Here is a 20,234-nt window from a genome sequence, read left to right as displayed (position 1 = left end):
GCGATACTGACATGATTTGCATTGGAATGTCATGGCCTATCCTGCCGGAAAGGCGTTTTATCTCGTAGATTAGACTTTATAAAAACAAGGATATTATATCTTATTTCTTTAGCATTACAGCAGCTTCCCGCTGGGGTTTTATCTGTCTGCGTCCTTTGAAGAGCGGACGCACTACACGCCAGAGCAGCAGCGCCGCTACGATCAGAGCATAGATGACGGGTTCTGCTGGCCAGCTTTTGACCGACATCAGGAAATGGATCGCTCCACCTGCAATGGCCACATAGACGAGCTTATGCAGCGTGGTCCAGCGCCGCCCCAGTTTGCGGATTGACCAGTTGTTCGAAGTGATTGCGAGCGGCACCAGAAGGGCGAGGCTGATCATCCCGATGGTGATGAACGGTCTTTTGACAATATCGGCTATCACCGTAGACAGATTGAGCGCCTGATCCAGCACCATATAGACCGCGAAATGCATCAGCACATAATAGAAGGCGAGCAGGCCAAGTGCGCGGCGGTAGCGCAACAGGCTGATACCTGTCAGGTCACGGATGGGTGTCACCAGCAGGGTCAGAATGAGAAGGCGCAGTGCCCAGAGGCCGAGCATATGCTCAAAGCTTTTAACAGGGTCTGCGCCGAGCTGGTCGGTTGCGCCGAGATAAAACGCCCATAAGGCGGGAATGAAGCCGACCACATAAAGCGCCCATACCTTCCACCAGCCCGGTTTGAATCGGGTCTGACGGTTGGGCTTTTTGGCTTGGATCGTGGCTGCGACGGCCATGTCAGTAATTTGCCCGCAGGTCCATGCCTGCATAAAGCGAAGCGACTTCTTCGGCATAGCCATTGAACGGCAAGGTAGGACGACGGCTGGAGCCAAAGAAGCTGCCTTCGCCGATACGCCGCTCGGTTGCCTGTGACCAGCGGGGATGATCGACGTCCGGGTTCACATTGGCATAGAAGCCATATTCATTGGCGGCCTGCTGCTGCCACGATGTCGGCGGCTGCTTTTCCACGAAGCTGATTTTGGTGATCGATTTGATACCCTTGAAACCATATTTCCACGGCACAACGAGCCGGATAGGCGCGCCATTGGCGTTGGGAAGCGTTTCACCATAAAGGCCAACGGAAAGGATGGTCAGCGGGTGCATGGCTTCGTCCAGACGCAAGCCCTCGACATAAGGCCAGTCGAGCACCTGAAACAGCCCTTTCTGACCCGGCATCTCTTCAGGGCGCACGACGCCCGTGAAGGCGATGTATTTGGCCGAGCCAAGTGGTTCGACCTGAGACAGCAGGCTTGCCAGCGGAAAGCCGATCCATGGAATGACCATTGACCAGGCTTCAACGCAGCGCATCCGGTAGATGCGTTCTTCAAGCGGCATCTTGGCCATCAGGTCCTGAATGTCGAATTCCTTGGGCTGCTTGACCAACCCGTCGACTTTCAGCCGCCATGGCAATGGTTTGAAATCACCGGAATTCGCAGAAGGGTCGCTCTTGTCCGTGCCAAACTCATAGAAGTTGTTATAGGTCGTGACAGATTCTTTCGGCGTCAGCTTTTCATCGACTTTATAGGCCGAGGCTTTGGCCGTGAGCGGATCGGCAAATGCGGCTGATGCAATGCCGGTCGCGGCCAGTGCGCCCGCGCCGATCAGAAATTCGCGGCGACGCAGATAAAGATTTTTCGGCGTCACGTCGCTTGAATTAAGGCGGGCAGACGAAAAACGGCCTGGCTTGAAGCTGCTCATGTCAAAAATCCGTTCCCTCGTACAATTTTTGTAATGATATCCCATTGTCCCCCTAAACGCGTCAAAAACATGAATTTTTTGCCACTCGATTATGGTTCACGCGTTGTTGATGGCCTCGTGAAGTGTCACGCAAATGTAACAATGGGTTATTTTCCGTGTTTTCGTCACATTCTCGCTAAATATCTGTTGTTAAGGACATGCTAATCAGAGCCGGCGAGGACACAAAAGATGGTCCAAGCGGAGCTGCTTTAAAACCTTCATTAACATCTCAGTGGCAAGTTGAGCTTATGGTAAAGAAGACGTTTACAGCCGCCATCATGATGGCGTTTGCAGCAATGACTGGTTCCGCTCTGGCGGAAGGACAGCCCACGCCTATAAAGGTTGTGAGCAAGGCGCAGGGCATGGCCCTGAACAGCATGGCTACATCGACGAAAGATGAAACAGTCGCTCCCAAGCTGGGAGAGGGCGTAACGATGCGTGAAAAGAAAATGGATGCTGAGACAACGCCGGAACAGAATTTTTCACGCAGCAAGCAGTTCATCTATCGTTTCTATAAGCCTGAAAACGCTTCCAACGAACTGATTGTCCTGTTGCATGGTTCAGGCGGCAATGAAGCAAGCCTCGTGCCGATGGCATCCAAGATCTGGCCGCGTGCAACGCTGCTTGGTGTTCGTGGTCGCGTCATGCAGGATGGCGGCACGCGCTGGTACAAGCGCATCACGCCGGTCAAGTTCGACCAGAAAGATGTGAAGCTTGAAGCCAATGCATTCGTGACCTTCCTCTCGCGTCTTGCCGATGAGAAGGATCTCGATCTCCCACATGCAACCTTCGTTGGTTATTCCAATGGCGCAAATCTGCTGGCTGCAACAATGATGCTGCACCCCGATCTGGTGAAGCGTGCGGTGCTGATGCGCTCGATGCCCGTTCTGGACAACGTGCCGGTTGCCAATCTGGGCAAGGCGCGCGTGCTGACGATTACAGGCCAGGAAGACAAGCTTTATTCGCCTTTCGCACCGGCTCTTTCAGCTCTGCTGCGCTCTGGCGGTGCAAAGGTCGATGCCCGCACGATCGAAGCCGATCATATGCTTGGTGAAAAAGACGCTTCCGCAATCAGTCAGTGGGTTGCGTCGCTTGGCCCGGATGGTGGTCCGACAGTTACGATGAAGGCCAAATAAGGCAGCCAAGTAAGGCAATAAGGCAGCAGGTGAATAGGGCAGTATGTTTTCAAATTAGCGAAACATAATGCCCTACTGCCCTAACTACTTAGCTCGTCATATCAATAACGCCACAGTCGCCCGTTTCTGACCCGAAGGCTAAACGAGTGCCCTGACCGTCCCAGCCCATGCTGGTGATCGCGCCTTTGCCGCCACGACGCAGCAACACTTCCTTTTGATCCTCGAAGCGCACCAGAAGAATCATGCCGTCATTATAGCCAATGGCGGTGATGTCTTCGATTGGGTGGCAGGCGACCGATGTCACCATGCTGTCTCCGCGCAGACCAAGCTCCAGAGGTGCCTTCCCCATAGGGCCATCTTTGCCAGCAAACGGCCAGACAATAGCGGCCGGTGCGCCGGAAGTGGCAAGCCACTTGGCTTTCACGCTCCATGACCAGTCTTTGACCTTGGCAGGATAGCCTGTCATGCGCATGTGCTTGCTGTCTTCCAGACGCCATCCATGCAGCGCATTTTCCTGCATGGATGTAATCAGGAAGCGGCCATCTGGCGAGAAGGTGGCACCGATATGCGCGCCTTTCCATTCAAGCTCGACAGGCTTTGCTTCCGTGCCAGTCCAGATCAATGTTGCGCCATTATAGCGCGCGATTGCCAGACGCTGGCCCTTTGGCGCAAACGCAATGCCTTCGACGCTGCGTTCCTGTGCAAATTCCTGCACCTTGCCGTTGGATGTGCGGACCCATGCCGAGCGGCCAGAGGCAAAGCCGACCGTTCCGTTGGGGCCGCTTGCAACCGCGGTCATCCACTTGCGCGGTACTTTTGCGAGTTCTGTGACTGTGCCATCCGATGCAGTCTGGCAAACGCGGCCATCTTCACCGCCCGTTACCAACGCTTTTCCATCAAAGGTCAGCGTTGCGCTGAGAAGCCCGTTATGAGCGGCGCTGGTCTGGTGGCCATTGTCCAGCCGATGGATAGAACCATCGGCCAGAGCAAAGAATGGAACGCCGCTGATAAAACGGGCGTAGAGGCAATGACCATCAAGGTCGAGCGGGGCAACTGTAGGCATCAGTGTCCAATTTTACTTTGATTGGCAGTTTTCAAAACCGGCTTTGAGTTCAGCTGCATCGAGCTGACGTCCGATGAAGACGAGACGGCTTTCATGCTTTTCTTCAGGCTTCCATGCGCGCTGGTGATCACCTTCGATGATCATATGAACGCCCTGAACCACGTAGCGGTCCGGATCGTCTTTGAACGCGATGATCCCCTTGAGACGCAGAATGTTTGGACCCTGTGTCTGGGTGATGTTCTGAATCCAGGGGAAGAATTTAGCCGGATCGATTTCACCCGCACGCAGCGACACGGAAGTCACCGTCACATCATGGATCGGCGAGGCATGATGATGATCGTGATCATGATGGTGGTGATGGTCATGTCCGTGGTCATGCCCATGGTCGTGATTGCAGTCTGGGCCGCAGCTATGCTCATGATCATGGTGGTGCCCATGATGATGGTCGTGGCCATGATCGTGATCGCAATCAGGGCCGCAAACGTGGTCCGGATGGTCATGATCGAGGAAATGCGGATCGTTTTCTAGCGCACGCTTCAGGTCGAATGCACCGCGATCAAGCACGCGATCAAGCGGAATCGATGCGCGTTCTGTACGGTGAATAATGGCGTGTGGATTGATGGCGCGAACCGTTGCTTCAATCGCTGCCAGTTCTTCCGGTGTCACCAGATCGGTTTTGTTGATCAGAACCACATCGGCAAATGCAATCTGGTCTTCTGCTTCGCGACTGTCCTTGAGGCGCAGCGGAAGGTGCTTTGCGTCAACCAGAGCGACAACGGCATCAAGGCCTGTCTTGGCGCGGACATCGTCATCCATGAAAAAGGTCTGCGCGACAGGAACCGGATCGGCAAGACCGGTTGTTTCAACGATAATGGCGTCGAAGCGGCCCGGACGGCGCATCAGGCCTTCCACCACGCGAATCAAATCTCCGCGCACGGTGCAGCAGATGCAGCCATTGTTCATTTCGTAGATTTCTTCGTCAGACTCGACGATCAGATCGTTGTCGATGCCGATCTCGCCGAATTCGTTGACGATGACCGCATAACGCTTGCCGTGATTTTCGGTAAGGATGCGGTTGAGAAGCGTCGTTTTACCCGAGCCCAGATATCCGGTCAGAACGGTAACGGGAATACGGCCAGCGTTTGTGCCAGCATCTGTGTTTGACTTGTCCTCAGTGTGGGCTTCAGCCTGGCTCATTGTTCATGCCTCTTGAAGTTGCTGCCTTTTGGTGCGCGCGCAAATCCACGCGACCGGGGCTTCAGATCGGGTATTTCATATAAGGGAAGGTGCCCGCGAATGCTATATGCAATGCTATATTATTACATCTGTACCGATCACGTTCTCGCTTACGGCCAATCACGTTTTCGCTCGCGGATTGAATGTGACGTTTGATATATGGCGCGCACATGAGCGTTGTTTCAAACGTCAAATTCAAAGCATCCACGAGATGACTATTTAGGTGCTCGGAATCAGACCACGAGTTGTTTGGGCGAAAAGCGAGCGAGATCAAACTGATCCACATCGTGGAGCAGCTCAATAAAGCCTGCAACAGCGTGCGCGAGGATTTTTTCGCCTGCCTCAGCGGTTGCCGCTGCCGCATTGCCTGCGACACCTTCCGTATTCAGATCCTGCATCTTCCAGCCGAAGGCATGAGGGCCATAGGCGCGCAAATGCTTGAATTTTTTTGCGAAGTCGGACTGTGCATTCGAGAAGTCTGTGGCCTTCGTCATATCGACGAGATCGGGGCGCAGCGCCAGCATCACGGATGTTTCGATAAAGCCGCCATGAATATCGAGCGACTTGTCTTCCGGTGTAATCAGCCCTTCCGGCATACCGAAGCGTGTCCAGCTTGTGGCTACAGCCAGCATATCAAGGCGGGTGCGAAGCTCGGTTGCAACGATGGTCATCAGCGGTGAGTTGCCGCCATGGGCATTGAGCATAACCAGCTTGCGAATGCCGCCTGCATGAAGGTTCTCACCCATGCCGATCCATTGATTGACGGCTTCCGAGAAGGCGAGGCTTTGGGTGCCTTCGACGTCCATATGTTCGATGGAATAACCAACCGGCTGGGCAGGCAGGAAATTGACGTTGAGATCGGCAGGCAGTGCGTCATTGATGCGCGCGACAATGCCTTCGGCGATAATCGTATCTGTTTCAAATGGCAGATGAGGACCATGCTGCTCGTGGGCGCCAAGTGGCAGGACGACGATCATGTCGCTGTTCTGGTCGCGCAGGTTATTCATATTTTCCTCCGTGCTGAATATTTTTAAACGAACAGTTTGAACCTAATGGTGATCGAATAAAACAGCAATCGGTTGTCTGATTCCGACATTTGGGTTTCGCCGCCCATAAACTCGTGCAATGTTAGCCGCGAAATTCATTCTTTCGTGCCTAAGAACATGCTTTGGGTACAAAGTTAACCCTAAGTCATTGCTTGTTCTTGAAGCTTCATAAGTCGGACAATATTTTACTGTAGATTGAACTTTATTAGTCGGATGACCAAGGGCGAGGTGGCGATGAGTAAGGACAACAAGGCAGTGATGCTTTACCGGATGCAGTCGGTAGCGCGTCTTACACGAACCGTACTGGCTACACGTCTTTTGGAGCTTGGGCTTTATGCAGGTCAGGATGCAGTGATGCTGCAACTTGCCGCTGAAGATGGTTTGCCTCCGGGCGTTCTGGCTCAGCGCCTCGGCGTGCGTCCACCGACAATCACCAAGACCATTACCCGGCTGCAGAGCCAGGGCTTCGTGGTCAAGCGGGCATCTGAGACAGATCAGCGCCAGTCGCATGTCTATCTCACGCCGCAGGGCATCGAAGCGATCCGCATCATCGAAAAGTCGATCAAGAAAACCGAAAAAGATATGCTGAAAGGCCTCGACAAGAAGGAGCGTAAAACCTTCCTGAAGATGCTGGGTCGCATGGAAAGCAACCTTGCTGCGCGTGGCGCGGCGCGTCTGACGGACGAGTTGGACAAGGAAGTTGTTGATGACGACGATGTTGAATAGGTAGATGGCCATCAAGGAACGTTGAAAAAACTTCCAATTCAATGATTGCAATGGCATAACCATCTACAAGATGGGATGGCCGCTCCTCTTTATTGTCTTGCCGGCGCCTTCCTGTTTCGACTGTGGCAATGACCTTTTCGGGGAGGCGACTTGGCTCAGAAAATCAAGCTTTCGACCATCGCAGATGCGCTTGGTGTTTCGACGGCCACCGTTTCGCTGGCATTGCGCGACAGTCCTCTTGTCGCCGATCAGACACGCGAAAAGATCAAGGAACATGCCCGCGCCATCGGTTACATCTATAACCGTCGCGCTGCCAGCCTGCGCACGTCCCGTTCCGGGATCGTGGGTGTTGTCGTACATGACATCATGAACCCGTTCTTCGCCGAAATTTTGCGGTCGATTGAAACGGAGCTGGACCGTTCGCGACAGACCTTCATTCTGTCCAACCATTATGACCAGCTGGAAAAGCAGCGCACTTTCATGGATACGTTGCTGCAGCTTGGCGCGGATGGCGTCATCATGTCGCCGGCCATCGGCACACCACCGGAAGATATCCAGCTTGCGGAAGATAACGGCCTGCCGGTCGTTCTGATCGCGCGTGATGTTGAAGATGTTCATGCACCGGTTTTCCGGGGGGATGATGCCTATGGTATCGGCCTTGCCACAAATCATCTGATTTCGCTTGGGCACACCCGCATCGCCATGATCGGTGGTACCGATCAGACTTCGACAGGCCGTGACCGTTATCAGGGCTATTTGCAGGCCATGCATAAGGCCGGACTTGAAGTGAAGCTTGAATGGCGCATTTCGGGGCCGCGTACCAAGCAGGGCGGCTTTGAAGTTGCGCCACAGTTTCTTGCGCTCAAAGACAAGCCGACCGCAGCCGTTTGCTGGAACGATCTGACTGCTATCGGTTTGATGAACGGTATCGCGCGTGCAGGGCTTGTTCCGGGTGAAGACATTTCCGTCACCGGATATGACGATCTGGAAGAAGCGGCCATCGCGACACCGGCGCTGACCACTGTGTGGAACGGCCAGCGCGAAGTCGGTCGCCGTGCGGCGCGCGCGCTGCTCGACCAGCTGAATGGCATTGAAGTTTCGCATGATCAGGAACTGATTAAACCGGAGTTGCATATCCGGCAATCGACTTCCAAGCCCAAATAGGCCTGATCTGTCTTATTAGCCGGGCCAGGTCCTCTGGCCCGATGGATTCTGCTTGAACATGAGGAAGCTGCCATGACTCAACGTGAAGCGACCATTCTGGTGCTCGGTAATTTCAACGATTATGCCGTGCAACGGCTTTCAGGCGAGTTCAATATCAAGCGGATTCCCAAAGGCGATGCGGCGCTGGTTGAGGCAGCCTGGGCTGGTGATGTCAAAGGCGTTGCCAGCATGTCGACGGTCGATGCAAAGCTGATTGATGCGCTGCCTAATCTTGAAATTATCGGTAATTTCGGGGTTGGTTATGATGCTGTTGATGCGAAACATGCCGGTGCCAATGACGTCATGGTCACCAATACGCCGGACGTTCTGACGGAAGAAGTTGCAGATACTGCGCTTGGCCTTCTGATTGATACCGTGCGCGAATTGTCCAAATCGCAGGAGTTTCTGCGCGCTGGTCGCTGGCCAAAGGAAGGGCGCTATCCGCTCTCCAAATTGTCACTGCGCGGCCGCTCTGTCGGTATTTTTGGCCTCGGTCGCATTGGCAAGGCGATTGCGCATCGTGTCGAAGCTTTTGGCCTTCCTGTGTCCTATCACAATCGCCGTAAGGCAGATGATGTGAGCTATACTTATTACCCGAGCCTGCTTGAGCTTGCGAAGGCGGTGGATACGCTCATTCTGGTTGCCCCCGGCGGTGCGGAAACTGCAAAGGCCATCAATGCAGATGTCCTGAAAGCGCTGGGACCGGAAGGTGTGCTGATTAATATTGGCCGTGGTTCGGTTGTTGATGAGGACGCGCTTGCTCAGGCGCTGACCGACGGAACGATTGCGGCTGCCGGTCTTGATGTGTTTGCCAATGAGCCGAATGTGCCGCAGGCGCTTCTTGATGCCCCGAATACGGTATTGTTGCCGCATATCGGCTCGGCTTCTGAAAAGACCCGCCGCGATATGGCTAATCTTGTGATCGACAATCTGATCTCGTGGTTCGACAAGGGTGAGGCGATTACGCCGGTGCCGGAAACCAGTCACGTCAAGAAGAAGTAAGATAAAAGCGCCAGCCTCACTTACTGAGGCTGGCGCTCGACATTCTTGCTACGCGCATCCCGAAAGTCGTCTCACGCTTTTCGGGATGCGCTGCGATCTCAGGCTTTGCGCTGCGCCTTGTGTTGGCGCACTGCCTCGCCAAAGGCTTCAAAAATCTTGCGCGAAGGCGCATCGGATTGCACCCAGTATTCCGGGTGCCACTGAACGCCGACGACAAAACCCTTTGCATTCTTGACTGAGACGGCTTCAATCGTGCCATCATCCGCTGTGGCTTCAACCGCCAGAACCGGTGCCAGCTTGTCGATTGCCTGACGATGGACCGAATTGACCTTTACGTCGTCGGTTTTCAGTATCTCTGCAAGACAGGAGTTTGGCGCGATCTTAATCGGGTGCTGAATGGCAAAGCGCTCGGCCTGGCTGTCTGATTCCGGCGCGCGATGGTCCATACGACCTTCCAGCTCCTGAATTTCGGTGGCCAACGTGCCGCCCAGCGCTACATTCAGTTCCTGAATGCCGCGGCAAATAGCCAGCACGGGGACGCCCTTGTCGATTGCTGCACGGATGAGCGGCAACGATGTTGCATCGCGGGCATTGTCGTAAGGCTCAAAGGCCGCACTCGGTTCGACGCCGTAAAGCTCCGGATTGACGTTGGATTTTGATCCAGTGACCAGCAGGCCGTCCACGCTATCGAGAATGCTATCGAGATCCATCTTCGCGCCAAAGCTGGGAACCAGCAGGGGCGTGACTTCTGCAACGTCAATCGCTGCAGCAAGATATTGCTCGGGCGCAGAATGCCAGACGTAATTTTCAAACGGCTTTACGTCTGTGGGAACGGCGATGAGAGGGCGAGAAACTTTTGCCATGAAATATTTCGATCCAGCGGAAGGGGCGTTGTTGGAGCGTTTGTAAAGCGCTGTGTCTTGCCGTGCAATCGTGAAGCTGATCACAGCTTCACACCTTAGAGCGCGTTTCAGTCCAGTCGGATTATGCTCTATTGCCAGCTTCTGTGTACTCTATTGATCTGGCGAGATTTTAGAGGGTTTTCGGGTTCACATAAAATTGATGTTGCACTAGATATAGAAAGATATTTGGCAGTCGGGGGGATGAATGGCTGACGAACAGGTTTTCTCTGTCGCAGGCAAGGTGATTGCCGTGACCGGAGGTTCTTCGGGGTTGGGGTTGCACATGGTGCGCGTGCTTGCGCGCCATGGGGCAAAAGTTGTTTCAATTTCACGCAGTCGGGATGGTGAGAAATTCTGCCCTTCTGGTGGTGAAGTGCTGGAAATCATGGCGGATATCACCAACCCAGACGAGGTAAAGACCGCGTTCGATGAGGCGGAACAGCGTCTTGGCCCTATCAATGTGCTTTTCAATAATGCAGGTGTCGCCCATGTCGCGAGAGCGCTGGATACGACGCGGGATATGCTGGAGCACATCTTCGATGTGAACGTGGCCGGATCGTTCTTCACTGCACAGGAAATGGCTCGACGGATGATCGACCGAAAGCAGGCCGGTGCCATCGTGAATACAACGAGTATTCTTGCGGAGCGTCCTCAGAAGGGGACTGCTGCCTATGCGATGTCCAAAGCCTGCGTAACGCAGATGACCCGCGCGCTGGCACTTGAATGGGCGTCGCATGATATTCGCGTCAATGCGATTGCGCCGGGGTGGTTTCCAACGCGAATCAATGAACGGCAGCTATCGGGTCCTGCTGGCGGATATTTTAAAGGTCGCAACCCCATGCGACGGCTTGGCGAAATGGAGGATCTGGACGGTGTGGTGCTAATGCTTGCTTCTGATGCAAGCCGTTACATGACTGGATCGGTGATTACCATTGACGGTGGCCATCACATCTAGGCCAAGTTGCAACTATTCTGGTTTCTATTCGTCCAACTTCGCAACTTCGTCGGTTTTACGCGCAAATCCTGCGATTTTCACTAGATAAGGCGGCTTTTATGGAGCTGGGCGCAGTTGTCAGACGCTAATTTGGGGAATTACTGGCTTTTCTTAACTGCAAACTGCTCTGTGTGACGCGCTTTTTCAGTGAGCAATAAATAAATTAAATGTCTCTATCTGAGATCTTAGGGTTGCATTATTTACTTCTGGTTGTGCTGTTCGGTGTTTGCTTAATAATAAACTGATTACATCTTATGGTAGTTGCAATAACAGCTTGTGGTTTAGTTTTGCGAAAGGTATTTTTAAGTGATTAGTGGCATATTACCCCCTATGAAAGGGGTACAATCAACGAGATGTGGCGTAGCCTTCAACCTGAGATACCTGCCGATGTGCGGCTCTCTTTTTTGCGTGCGCTTTATGGCAATCGCACAACATTATGGTTTGGTTTGCTCGCCCATGTCGTGGCGTGTGTGGTCATTTATGTAAAAACAGCAGACTGGCGCTTTCTTGGATTTGCCGGTTTTTTTACAGTTGTCGCATTCGGCCGCCTCTATGACATGCATAAATTCGATGAGGCAAAGCTCGGTACCCTGTCTCATGCAGATCTCGATAAGTGGGAAGCACGCTATCTCGTTGGCGCTTCGCTGGTTTGCGCAACGCTTGGGATGCTCTGCTTCTTTTCAAGCTATGTTCTGCGCGACTCTTTTGCAGAACTGGCCAGCCTGACCATCCTTCTGGCTTCGGTCGTATCGATCGTTGGCCGCAATTATGCCTCGGCAAAAGCCGTGGTTCTGATGTCGGCCTGCACTCTGATCCCGGTGCTTGCGGGGCTTATCCTTGCGGGGACTCCCTTTCACGTTGTGATTGGTCTCCTGCTGATCCCATACTTCTTGTCCAATATTCAGATGGCTAACGGGCTTCGCGAATTTCTTTTCGCAGCTGTGATGGGAAAACGCCGCCTGTCTATTGTTGCCAGCCGGTTTGATGCGGCGCTCAACAACATGCCGCAAGGCCTGTTGATGTTCGACGCACAGCAGCGCATTGCGGTCATCAATCACAAGACGAAATCGCTGCTCAAGATTGCTGAACATACCAAACTGCGTGGGCGCAGGCTGGAAGTCTTGCTGCGCTATTGTGCCAAACAGGGCCTGTTTCCGCATAATGACCTGCACAACATCCGCACACGGATGCAGGATTTACTTTCGGGCCGCAAAGCGCGTGATATTCTGCAATTGGCAGATAACCGCTATATCGAATGTATCGGTAATCAGACATCCAATGCGGGTGTCGTTTTGATGTTTGAAGACGTCACGCAACGCGTTGAATCAGAAGCGCGCATTCAGCATATGGCACGTTTTGATGGTCTGACCGGGCTGCCAAACCGTAACTACTTTGAAACGATGGTGCGCTCGCTCCGGATACATCAGGAGCCAAATACGCTTGCTGCACTGATCGTCATCGATATCAATCACTTCAAGCACGTCAATGATACGCTTGGCCATCATGTGGGCGACGTGTTTCTGCGGCTTTTTGCAGATAGGCTGAATTCGCTCGATCCGCAGCGCTTTGTAGCATCGCGCTTTGGCGGCGATGAATTCGTGGTTTTCGTCTTCAATCTTCATGGCGATGAAGAAGTGGCGGCGATCATGGATCACGTTATCTCTGTCGCAAGCGGTGTTTACGATCTTAATGGCGATCAGGTTCATATCGAGATCAGCGCGGGCGTTGCGACCGAGAATATTGATAAATGCGATGTCGGCAATATGCACATGAATGCCGATCTGGCGCTCTATGAAGCCAAGAGCGAGGAAGGCAAACAATGGGCGCTGTTTGTGAACGCCATGGATACCAAATATCGCGGTCGCCAGAAGCTGAAGGCAGACTTGCGTCTGGCTATTGAAAATCAGGAAATCAAAGTCGTCTATCAGCCTATCGTCAGCGCACAGTCGCTGCGTATCGTGGCCTATGAGGCGCTGGCGCGTTGGGAACATTCGGAGCTGGGGCATGTTCCTCCAGCAGAATTTATCCCATTGGCCGAAGAAATCGGCATTATCTCGCAAATCACCCGTTTCATGCTTGAGCAGGCCTGCCGCGATTGCATGACATGGGGGGATCGGATTGGCGTTTCGGTCAATCTGTCAGCGATTGATTTGAAAAACAGCGATATTACCCGCGATATCGCCAATGCCTTGCAGAAATCCGGCCTTCCGGCGAGGCAGCTTGAGGTGGAAGTGACCGAAAGTGCGATCATCGCTGATCGCAATCAGACTTCGTTGGTCTTGCAGCGACTGAAGAATTCCGGGATCAACATTGCGCTGGACGATTTTGGTACGGGCTATTCCAGCTTGAGCTATCTCAACAGCTTGCCGCTGACCAAGGTCAAAGTCGATCGTTCCTTTGTCCAGGATATCACCAATGACCGACGTTCTCTGATGCTGCTGCGCGGTGTTACCCAGCTGTCGCACGAGTTAGGCCTTGCCGTAACTGTTGAAGGTGTCGAGACAGAAGAGCAGCTGGCGCTAGTTCGCGTTGCGGCGGGCGCTGACCTCGTGCAGGGCTATCTGTTGGGTAAGCCTGTTCCGGCAACAGAAATCCGGACTTCATCGGCCAAAGCTGTCGTGCCGCACGACGGCGGACGCACATTTGCGCAGTAATACCAAGGCGCGAAGATGCTGACGCTATCCACGCCTTGAAAAAGTTCAATCGCCACTCGGGCTTATCCAAAACTCCATGAGGCATACTGATGGAGTTTTGGATAAGTCTGGCGGTTTCAATTCTGTGAAACCATATCAGTACCGATAATTCCCCTATTTTATCATAGCAAACTTTAGCTATTTTCCTCCTTGTAATAAAGGTGAAGATAGTGCTATGTCTTTAAGCGGCGTAAGTAATTCAGTTATTACTTTATAAGTAAAATAACAAGGAGGGGAAATGAAACGGCTTTTCCGTTTTTTCTTATATTTAATAATATTAATCATTATTATCGCGGCTGTCAGCGCTGCGATTTTTAGGAAGAAATTACACGAATATTGGGCGGTTTATCAGTATTCTCAGGTTTTCAAGCCTGATGTGATCGATGAAAATTTCCGCACCCTCTATAAAATCTATCCGTCGATCCGGGTTGCGCGCGCGGGTGATGTCAGTCCGCTGCCGAAGGCCGAGCGGCCATTGCCTGAAATCTATTCATATAAAGGCGAGACACACAATCTTGCCGATTTTCTCAAACGGACGGAAACAACAGGTTTCATTGTTCTGAAGGATGGTGAGATAGTGCATGAAGAATATGCACGCGGTAACACCGAGAAAACGCAGTCCATCGCGATGTCTGTATCGAAATCGTTCGTTTCGTTTCTGATCGGCAATGCGGTGCGTGATGGTCAGATCAAACTCGATGAGACAGTCGATCATTATGCGCCGGTACTCGCGGAGGGTGGCTATAAGGGCGTGACAGTCAAAAACGTTCTGCAGATGTCGTCTGGCATTGGTTTCAACGAAAATTACGGCGATCTCAATTCGGATATCGTGCGCTACATTGTGCAAATGGTTACCGGGTCGGTCATCGATTTCACCGCGCATCTGAAGAACGAAATCAAGCCAGGCACAGTCAATCGTTATGTCTCAGCAGATACGCAAGTTCTCGCCTTGGTGCTGGAAGGTGCGACTGGTGTGCCAATACAAAAATACTTTGAGGACAAGCTCTGGTCGAAACTTGGCGTGGAGGATGATTCGTATTGGCTTGCTGATCAAAAGGGTGAAGTTGTCGCTGCGGGTGGCCTTAATGCTGTGCTGCGTGATTATGCCCGCTTTGGATTGCTCTATATGAATGAAGGCCGGAACTATCTTGGCGAGCAGCTCGTGCCGGCGCAATGGGTTCACGATTCTGTAACGCCAGACGAGCCGTATTTGATGCCCGGACGCAAAGATGCGTCAGGCAAGATACCGTTTGGCTATGGTTATCAATGGTGGATTCCGGTTGAGCCCCAAGGTGATTTCGCTGCTGTCGGTATTTACGGCCAGTTTATTTACGTCAATCCGGCCAAACGCGTGGTAATCGTCAAAACATCGGCCTACGCCAATTACAATATTGATGGTCAGCAGGTGAAAGCTGAAACAATCGAGGTGTTCCAGTCTCTGGCTAACTCTATTCAGTGATCGGCACAAAGAGGGAGTGGCCGTTTCAGCGGCCATTCCAATTCTCATTAAGGTGCATTGGCGGCTGCGTGTCGGGCGATCCAGGGTGAATGAGAGTTTCTGTCACTGGCAAGTGACAAAAACTCAAAGTTACACCTTTACACGCTTATAAAGCACCTTATTCTGCGCACTGATTTGACGGGGTGCGGATGCTATTTGAATGACGAATGAAGCTGTCTCTGGTGGGCAACCACCGCTATCCAATTTCGCGCGGCAGCTATTGCAGTTTCTGGATCGGGTGGAATATCGACGCATCGTACACGCGGAAGATCTCGAAGAGATTGGACGCCTGCGTTACCGGTCTTACCGAAGTGCGAACGTGATGCATGAAGCGGAAGTGCCATCGATTGTTGATGACATTGATCGTGACAGTCATGCGTTTGTCTTTGGCATCCATATTGACGGGCAATTGGTGAGTACATTGCGTATTCATTACATCACGCCTGACCATCGTCGTGGCACGAGCTATGCGCTCTTTCCCGATATTCTTGATCCTCTCCTCAATAGCGGCATGGCTTTTGTTGACCCGACACGCTTTGCAGCGGACCCGGATCTGCTGAGCGAATATCCTGCTATTCCCTATGTCACCTTGCGCATTGCTGCGATGGCTTCGGAATTTTTTGAAGCGGATCAATGTCTTGCATCGGTGAAGCCAGAGCATATGGCATTCTATAAGCGTATTTTCGGCACCACCGTCATGGCCGAAGCGCGTGAGCATCTGGGCTATGGCATCAAGGTCGGACTGGGCGCTGCACCCATTCGCAATATTCGCGACGCGGTTGCTGTCCGCTTCCCGTTCTTCAAGTCACAGCCGCATGAGCGGCGTGCGATGTTTGGCAATCTGAGCAATGGTGTCGGTCCGCTGACGATCCTGCCAACAGCGAAATATACCGGCCTTGGCATATAAAATCTTTTGGTGAGCCTATGCGATTTATACGCATGATCCTTACCTTTGATAATTTAAATCTTTTTGAAAGTTGCTCTAAATATTTTAGTATAGAAATTTCTGAAAATTCTGGTTAGTTAGCTGCCGTAGCCGCATATGCGGTCACAGACGGAGTGGAGGGGCGCTGCGACAAACAGCCGGGGACCAAAGCCTGAGGCAAGGTCCGGTTGAGGTTGCATGCGCGTTAAAGATCACAGATAGTCTGACTAAGAATAGTCAAACTATCTGAATGGGTGGAACTACAAAATGGCAGAACATCACACTACAGCTCCGGCTGAACTCGGCGCGCCGATGGATTATCCAGAGCATGATAAAACTTATGCTGGTTTCATGGGTGTGTTTAAATGGGGCACAGTGGCAGTTGTTGCCCTCCTTGTTGCCATGGCGTTCGGCTTTTTCGCGGGTGGTTTTTTCTCCGCGACCGTTCTGTTTGTTCTGATCTGCGCCGCTGCCTGGTTCCTCCTCTAAGGATCTAAACCAGCAATAATCCGCATGATTTGATCGAATGCCTTGGTATGGGTGCAGCTCGCACCTTGCCGGGGCTTTATGCATGTCGTCTGTTTCATCATTTTAAGGGGGCTTCTTCCCGGAAGCCCGGATTGTGCCCGGCTGCGAGGTCGGATTAAGCCACGAAAGGGAAACCAGTTGGCCCAGACTATATTCATTCCGAAAGAGAGTGATCCCAACGAGACCCGCGTTGCGGCATCTGCCGAGACGGTGAAGAAATTCATCGCGCTTGGTTTTGATGTCGTGGTGGAAAAAGGCGCAGGCGAAAAATCGCGTATCATCGATACCGAGTTTTCAGGCGCAGGCGCGCGCATAGGAACTACGGCTGACGCCAAAGCGGCAGACGTTATCCTGAAAGTGCGCCGTCCGAACGATGCGGAACTCAAAGGGTATAAACCGGGCGCAGCACTTTTCGCGATGCTTGATCCTTACGGTCAGGAAGCAGCGGTTGCAGCTCTTGCGAAGGCCGGTATTTCCGCTTTCACGATGGAATTCATGCCGCGTATAACGCGCGCGCAGGTGATGGATGTTCTCTCGTCGCAGGCCAACCTTGCCGGTTATCAGGCCGTCATTGATGCAGCCGACGTCTATGACCGTGCTATGCCAATGATGATGACAGCTGCTGGCACGGTGCCTGCAGCCCGCGTCTTCGTCATGGGTGCAGGTGTTGCCGGACTTCAGGCGATTGCGACCGCACGTCGTCTGGGTGCGGTCGTGACTGCAACCGACGTTCGTCCGGCTGCAAAGGAGCAGGTGGCCTCGCTTGGCGCGAAGTTCATCGCTGTCGAGGATGAGGAGTTCAAGGCGGCGGAAACCTCCGGCGGTTATGCCAAGGAAATGTCGAAGGAATATCAGGCGAAGCAGGCGGCACTTGTTGCTGACCATATTGCCAAGCAGGATATCGTCATTACCACGGCGCTTATCCCGGGTCGTGCAGCTCCGCGTCTTGTTTCAAAGGAAATGGTTGCAGCCATGCGTCCGGGTTCAGTGCTGGTTGATCTGGCAGTTGAGCGCGGCGGCAATGTTGAAGGTGCTGTTGCCGGTCAGGTTGCAGATGTGAACGGCGTGAAGATCGTCGGCCATCTCAATGTGCCGGGCCGGATCGCGGCGACTGCTTCGCAGCTTTACGCACGCAACCTTTATGCATTCCTCGAAACGCTGGTCGATAAGGAAGCAAAGCTTCTCAAGCTTGATCCGCAGGAAGAACTGGTAAAGGCAACGCTTCTGACCCACGAGGGCAAAGTCGTGCATCCGGCGTTTGCCAAGGCCGAAGTCGAAGCAGCGCCAGCGGTTGTGGCTGAGAAGGTCGCTAAGCCGAAAGCCGCGCCGAAGGCAAAGGCGCCTGCTGTCAATGCAGAGGCTGCAAAGGAAGCGGCGTCTGCCACGGCTAAGCCTGTCGCCAAGACAACCCGAAAAGCTCCGGCAAAAGCTGCAAAAACTTCCGCTGATGGAGGAGAGGCATAATGTCCGATACAGCACTCGAAAAAGCTCTTGAGAGCCTCAATCAGGCGGCAGATGCCGTAAGGCAGGCAGCAGAAAATGCAGGTGGTTTAGGCGATGCAGCTGCGGCTGCCGCCCATGCTGCATCCGGTGGCGTGGTTGATCCGTTTGTCTTCCGCCTCGCGATTTTCGTTCTGTCGATTTTCGTCGGCTATTACGTTGTCTGGCAGGTGACACCTGCACTGCATACGCCGCTTATGGCTGTTACCAACGCTATTTCATCGGTGATAGTGGTCGGCGCACTTCTTGCAGTCGGTCTTTCGCTTTCGGGCTGGGCAACTGGCTTCGGCTTCATCGCGCTCATCCTTGCAAGCGTAAACATCTTTGGCGGCTTTCTGGTTACCCAGCGTATGCTTGCCATGTACAAGAAAAAAGAAAAGTGAGGGCTGAGCCATCATGAGCGTTAATCTCGCAGCCTTCCTTTATCTGGTCTCCGGTGTCCTGTTCATTCTGGCACTGCGCGGCCTTTCGCACCCAACCACCAGCCGTCAGGGTAATACCTATGGTATGATCGGTATGGGTATCTCCATCGTCACCACACTGTTGCTGGCACGTCCAAGCTTTGGCGGTCTGGTGCTGATTATCCTCGGTATCGCCATTGGTGGCGGTATTGGTGCAGTGATTGCACGCCGCATCGCGATGACGGCCATGCCGCAGCTTGTGGCAGCCTTCCACTCGCTGATTGGTCTTGCAGCCGTGCTCGTTGCCGCCGCAGCCCTTTACTCACCGCATTCTTTCGGCATTGGCGAAGTGGGTCAGATCCACGGTCAGGCGCTGATCGAAATGTCGCTGGGTGTTGCGATTGGTGCAATCACCTTCACCGGTTCGATCATTGCGTTCCTGAAGCTTGATGGCCGTATGTCGGGCAAGCCGATCATGCTGCCGGGGCGTCATGTCATCAATGCGGCCCTTGCGGCTGCAATCGTGATCCTGATTGCCGTTCTGACCAACACCGAAAGCCATTTCGTGTTCTGGCTGATCGTCATTCTGGCACTGGTATTCGGTGTACTGATCATCATCCCGATTGGCGGCGCGGATATGCCGGTTGTCGTTTCCATGCTCAATTCCTATTCGGGCTGGGCTGCGGCAGGCATTGGTTTCACGCTCGGCAATCTGGCGCTGATTATTACCGGTGCGCTGGTTGGTTCATCCGGTGCGATCCTGTCCTACATCATGTGTAAAGGCATGAACCGCTCGTTCATCTCGGTTATTCTTGGTGGCTTCGGCGGTGACGTGGCAGCTTCGGGCAGCGGTGAAGTGGAACAGCGTCCGGTCAAGCAGGGTTCGGCTGACGATGCGGCCTTCATCATGAAGAACGCTTCCAAGGTCATCATCGTGCCGGGTTACGGTATGGCGGTGGCACAGGCACAGCACGCGCTGCGTGAAATGGCTGACAAGCTGAAGGCCGAAGGCGTGGAAGTGAAATACGCAATCCACCCTGTTGCCGGTCGTATGCCTGGCCATATGAACGTGCTACTGGCCGAGGCCAATGTGCCTTATGATGAAGTGTTCGAACTTGAAGACATTAATTCGGAATTTGCGACGGCTGATGTTGCCTTCGTGATTGGTGCGAATGACGTGACCAATCCGGCAGCGAAGACCGACCCGCAATCGCCGATTTTCGGTATGCCGATCCTCGATGTCGACAAGGCCGGTACAGTGCTCTTCATCAAGCGTGGCATGGGCTCAGGCTATGCTGGCGTGGAAAACGAACTGTTCTTCCGCGACAACACCATGATGCTCTTTGCCGACGCGAAGAAAATGGTAGAAAGTATCGTCAAAGCTCTCGACCACTAGGCCTTCGATATTCGGGTTCTGGCGGCCTGCAAATGGCGGGGTTCTGCGCTCCGGTGCTCATGTACTTTAAGTACACTCCGCTCCGGTGCTCGACCCCCACCATTTTCGGCGCGCCATTTCCCCGAATCTCATAAGGCCTGGGTGCTCTGGCAAGAAACAAAAACGGCGGCTTCGAGCCGCCGTTTTTGTTTGTGCTGGTAATATTCG

18 protein-coding genes are annotated in these 20,234 nt (G+C 53.2%); 12 read left to right on the top strand and 6 right to left on the bottom strand.

Features of this window, described 5'->3' with window-relative positions:
• Nucleotides 1–100: 100 nt before the first annotated feature.
• Together msrQ and msrP are read right to left on the bottom strand one after the other, a co-directional pair.
• Nucleotides 101–778, bottom strand: coding sequence for a protein-methionine-sulfoxide reductase heme-binding subunit MsrQ (gene msrQ / locus CEV34_RS03605; protein WP_007876376.1), 678 nt, complete (start codon nt 776–778; stop codon nt 101–103).
• A gap of 1 nt (nt 779) precedes the next feature.
• Nucleotides 780–1,739, bottom strand: coding sequence for a protein-methionine-sulfoxide reductase catalytic subunit MsrP (gene msrP, locus CEV34_RS03600; RefSeq protein WP_007876375.1), 960 nt, complete (start codon nt 1,737–1,739; stop codon nt 780–782).
• A gap of 287 nt (nt 1,740–2,026) precedes the next feature.
• Here msrP and CEV34_RS03595 point away from each other — a divergent pair, with 287 nt between their 5' ends.
• The gene (locus CEV34_RS03595; RefSeq protein ID WP_007876366.1) at nt 2,027–2,914 is read left to right on the top strand and encodes an alpha/beta hydrolase; all 888 of its coding nucleotides are present in this window, start codon (nt 2,027–2,029) and stop codon (nt 2,912–2,914) included.
• An 88-nt stretch (nt 2,915–3,002) separates the two neighbouring features.
• On the opposite strand, the gene CEV34_RS03590 is transcribed toward CEV34_RS03595, so the two are convergent.
• The 3 genes from CEV34_RS03590 to CEV34_RS03580 all read right to left on the bottom strand — a co-directional run bounded on the left by CEV34_RS03590 (nt 3,003) and on the right by CEV34_RS03580 (nt 6,220).
• On the bottom strand, nt 3,003–3,977 hold the full coding sequence (locus CEV34_RS03590) for a WD40 repeat domain-containing protein (protein WP_007876365.1): 975 nt from the start codon (nt 3,975–3,977) through the stop codon (nt 3,003–3,005).
• A gap of 12 nt (nt 3,978–3,989) precedes the next feature.
• The gene (locus CEV34_RS03585) at nt 3,990–5,174 is read right to left on the bottom strand and encodes a CobW family GTP-binding protein (protein ID WP_007876364.1); all 1,185 of its coding nucleotides are present in this window, start codon (nt 5,172–5,174) and stop codon (nt 3,990–3,992) included.
• A gap of 272 nt (nt 5,175–5,446) precedes the next feature.
• Complete coding sequence (locus CEV34_RS03580; protein WP_007876363.1) at nt 5,447–6,220, bottom strand: creatininase family protein; 774 nt, start codon at nt 6,218–6,220, stop codon at nt 5,447–5,449.
• A gap of 273 nt (nt 6,221–6,493) precedes the next feature.
• Between CEV34_RS03580 and CEV34_RS03575 the strand changes: the two genes are divergently transcribed.
• From CEV34_RS03575 to CEV34_RS03565, 3 genes are all read left to right on the top strand, one after another.
• Nucleotides 6,494–6,985, top strand: a complete 492-nt coding sequence (locus CEV34_RS03575) for a MarR family winged helix-turn-helix transcriptional regulator (protein ID WP_079212606.1) — start codon at nt 6,494–6,496, stop codon at nt 6,983–6,985.
• A 150-nt stretch (nt 6,986–7,135) separates the two neighbouring features.
• Nucleotides 7,136–8,149 (top strand): LacI family DNA-binding transcriptional regulator, encoded by a 1,014-nt coding sequence (locus tag CEV34_RS03570; protein ID WP_094543224.1) that lies wholly within the window; start codon nt 7,136–7,138, stop codon nt 8,147–8,149.
• A gap of 72 nt (nt 8,150–8,221) precedes the next feature.
• A complete protein-coding gene (locus CEV34_RS03565; RefSeq protein ID WP_007876347.1) occupies nt 8,222–9,190 on the top strand; it encodes a 2-hydroxyacid dehydrogenase in 969 nt (322 codons plus the stop codon).
• 98 nt (nt 9,191–9,288) lie between these two features.
• Here CEV34_RS03565 and CEV34_RS03560 read toward each other — a convergent pair whose 3' ends face one another.
• Nucleotides 9,289–10,053: a gamma-glutamyl-gamma-aminobutyrate hydrolase family protein gene (locus CEV34_RS03560; protein ID WP_039860104.1), complete on the bottom strand. Its 765-nt coding sequence runs from the start codon at nt 10,051–10,053 to the stop codon at nt 9,289–9,291.
• 244 nt (nt 10,054–10,297) lie between these two features.
• Between CEV34_RS03560 and CEV34_RS03555 the strand changes: the two genes are divergently transcribed.
• The 8 genes from CEV34_RS03555 (at nt 10,298) to CEV34_RS03520 (ending at nt 20,027) form a co-directional block, all read left to right on the top strand.
• The gene (locus CEV34_RS03555) at nt 10,298–11,047 is read left to right on the top strand and encodes an SDR family NAD(P)-dependent oxidoreductase (protein ID WP_007876343.1); all 750 of its coding nucleotides are present in this window, start codon (nt 10,298–10,300) and stop codon (nt 11,045–11,047) included.
• Between the two features lie 392 nt (nt 11,048–11,439).
• Nucleotides 11,440–13,740 carry a putative bifunctional diguanylate cyclase/phosphodiesterase gene (locus tag CEV34_RS03550; protein ID WP_094543222.1) on the top strand — a complete coding sequence of 767 codons (2,301 nt, stop codon included), beginning with the start codon at nt 11,440–11,442 and terminating at the stop codon, nt 13,738–13,740.
• 277 nt (nt 13,741–14,017) lie between these two features.
• Entirely contained in the window at nt 14,018–15,238 is a 1,221-nt protein-coding gene (locus CEV34_RS03545) for a serine hydrolase domain-containing protein (RefSeq protein WP_094543219.1), read from the top strand.
• A gap of 199 nt (nt 15,239–15,437) precedes the next feature.
• The gene (locus tag CEV34_RS03540; protein WP_007876336.1) at nt 15,438–16,184 is read left to right on the top strand and encodes an N-acyl amino acid synthase FeeM domain-containing protein; all 747 of its coding nucleotides are present in this window, start codon (nt 15,438–15,440) and stop codon (nt 16,182–16,184) included.
• Nucleotides 16,185–16,469: 285 nt separating this feature from the next.
• Nucleotides 16,470–16,691: an aa3-type cytochrome c oxidase subunit IV gene (locus CEV34_RS03535; protein WP_007876334.1), complete on the top strand. Its 222-nt coding sequence runs from the start codon at nt 16,470–16,472 to the stop codon at nt 16,689–16,691.
• Nucleotides 16,692–16,868: 177 nt separating this feature from the next.
• Nucleotides 16,869–18,194 carry a Re/Si-specific NAD(P)(+) transhydrogenase subunit alpha gene (locus tag CEV34_RS03530; protein ID WP_007876332.1) on the top strand — a complete coding sequence of 442 codons (1,326 nt, stop codon included), beginning with the start codon at nt 16,869–16,871 and terminating at the stop codon, nt 18,192–18,194.
• Nucleotides 18,194–18,613 carry an NAD(P) transhydrogenase subunit alpha part 2 gene (locus CEV34_RS03525; protein WP_007876330.1) on the top strand — a complete coding sequence of 140 codons (420 nt, stop codon included), beginning with the start codon at nt 18,194–18,196 and terminating at the stop codon, nt 18,611–18,613. The genes CEV34_RS03530 and CEV34_RS03525 overlap by 1 nt, the downstream gene beginning before the upstream one ends.
• A 13-nt stretch (nt 18,614–18,626) precedes the next feature.
• Nucleotides 18,627–20,027 carry an NAD(P)(+) transhydrogenase (Re/Si-specific) subunit beta gene (locus tag CEV34_RS03520; protein ID WP_007876328.1) on the top strand — a complete coding sequence of 467 codons (1,401 nt, stop codon included), beginning with the start codon at nt 18,627–18,629 and terminating at the stop codon, nt 20,025–20,027.
• The last annotated feature ends 207 nt before the right edge of the window (nt 20,028–20,234 follow it).

Origin of the sequence: Brucella pseudogrignonensis, from assembly GCF_002252525.1 — a bacterium.
In the GTDB taxonomy this organism is placed as follows: Bacteria; Pseudomonadota; Alphaproteobacteria; order Rhizobiales; family Rhizobiaceae; genus Brucella; species Brucella pseudogrignonensis.
This window is presented reverse-complemented; position numbering and strand designations above follow the sequence as displayed.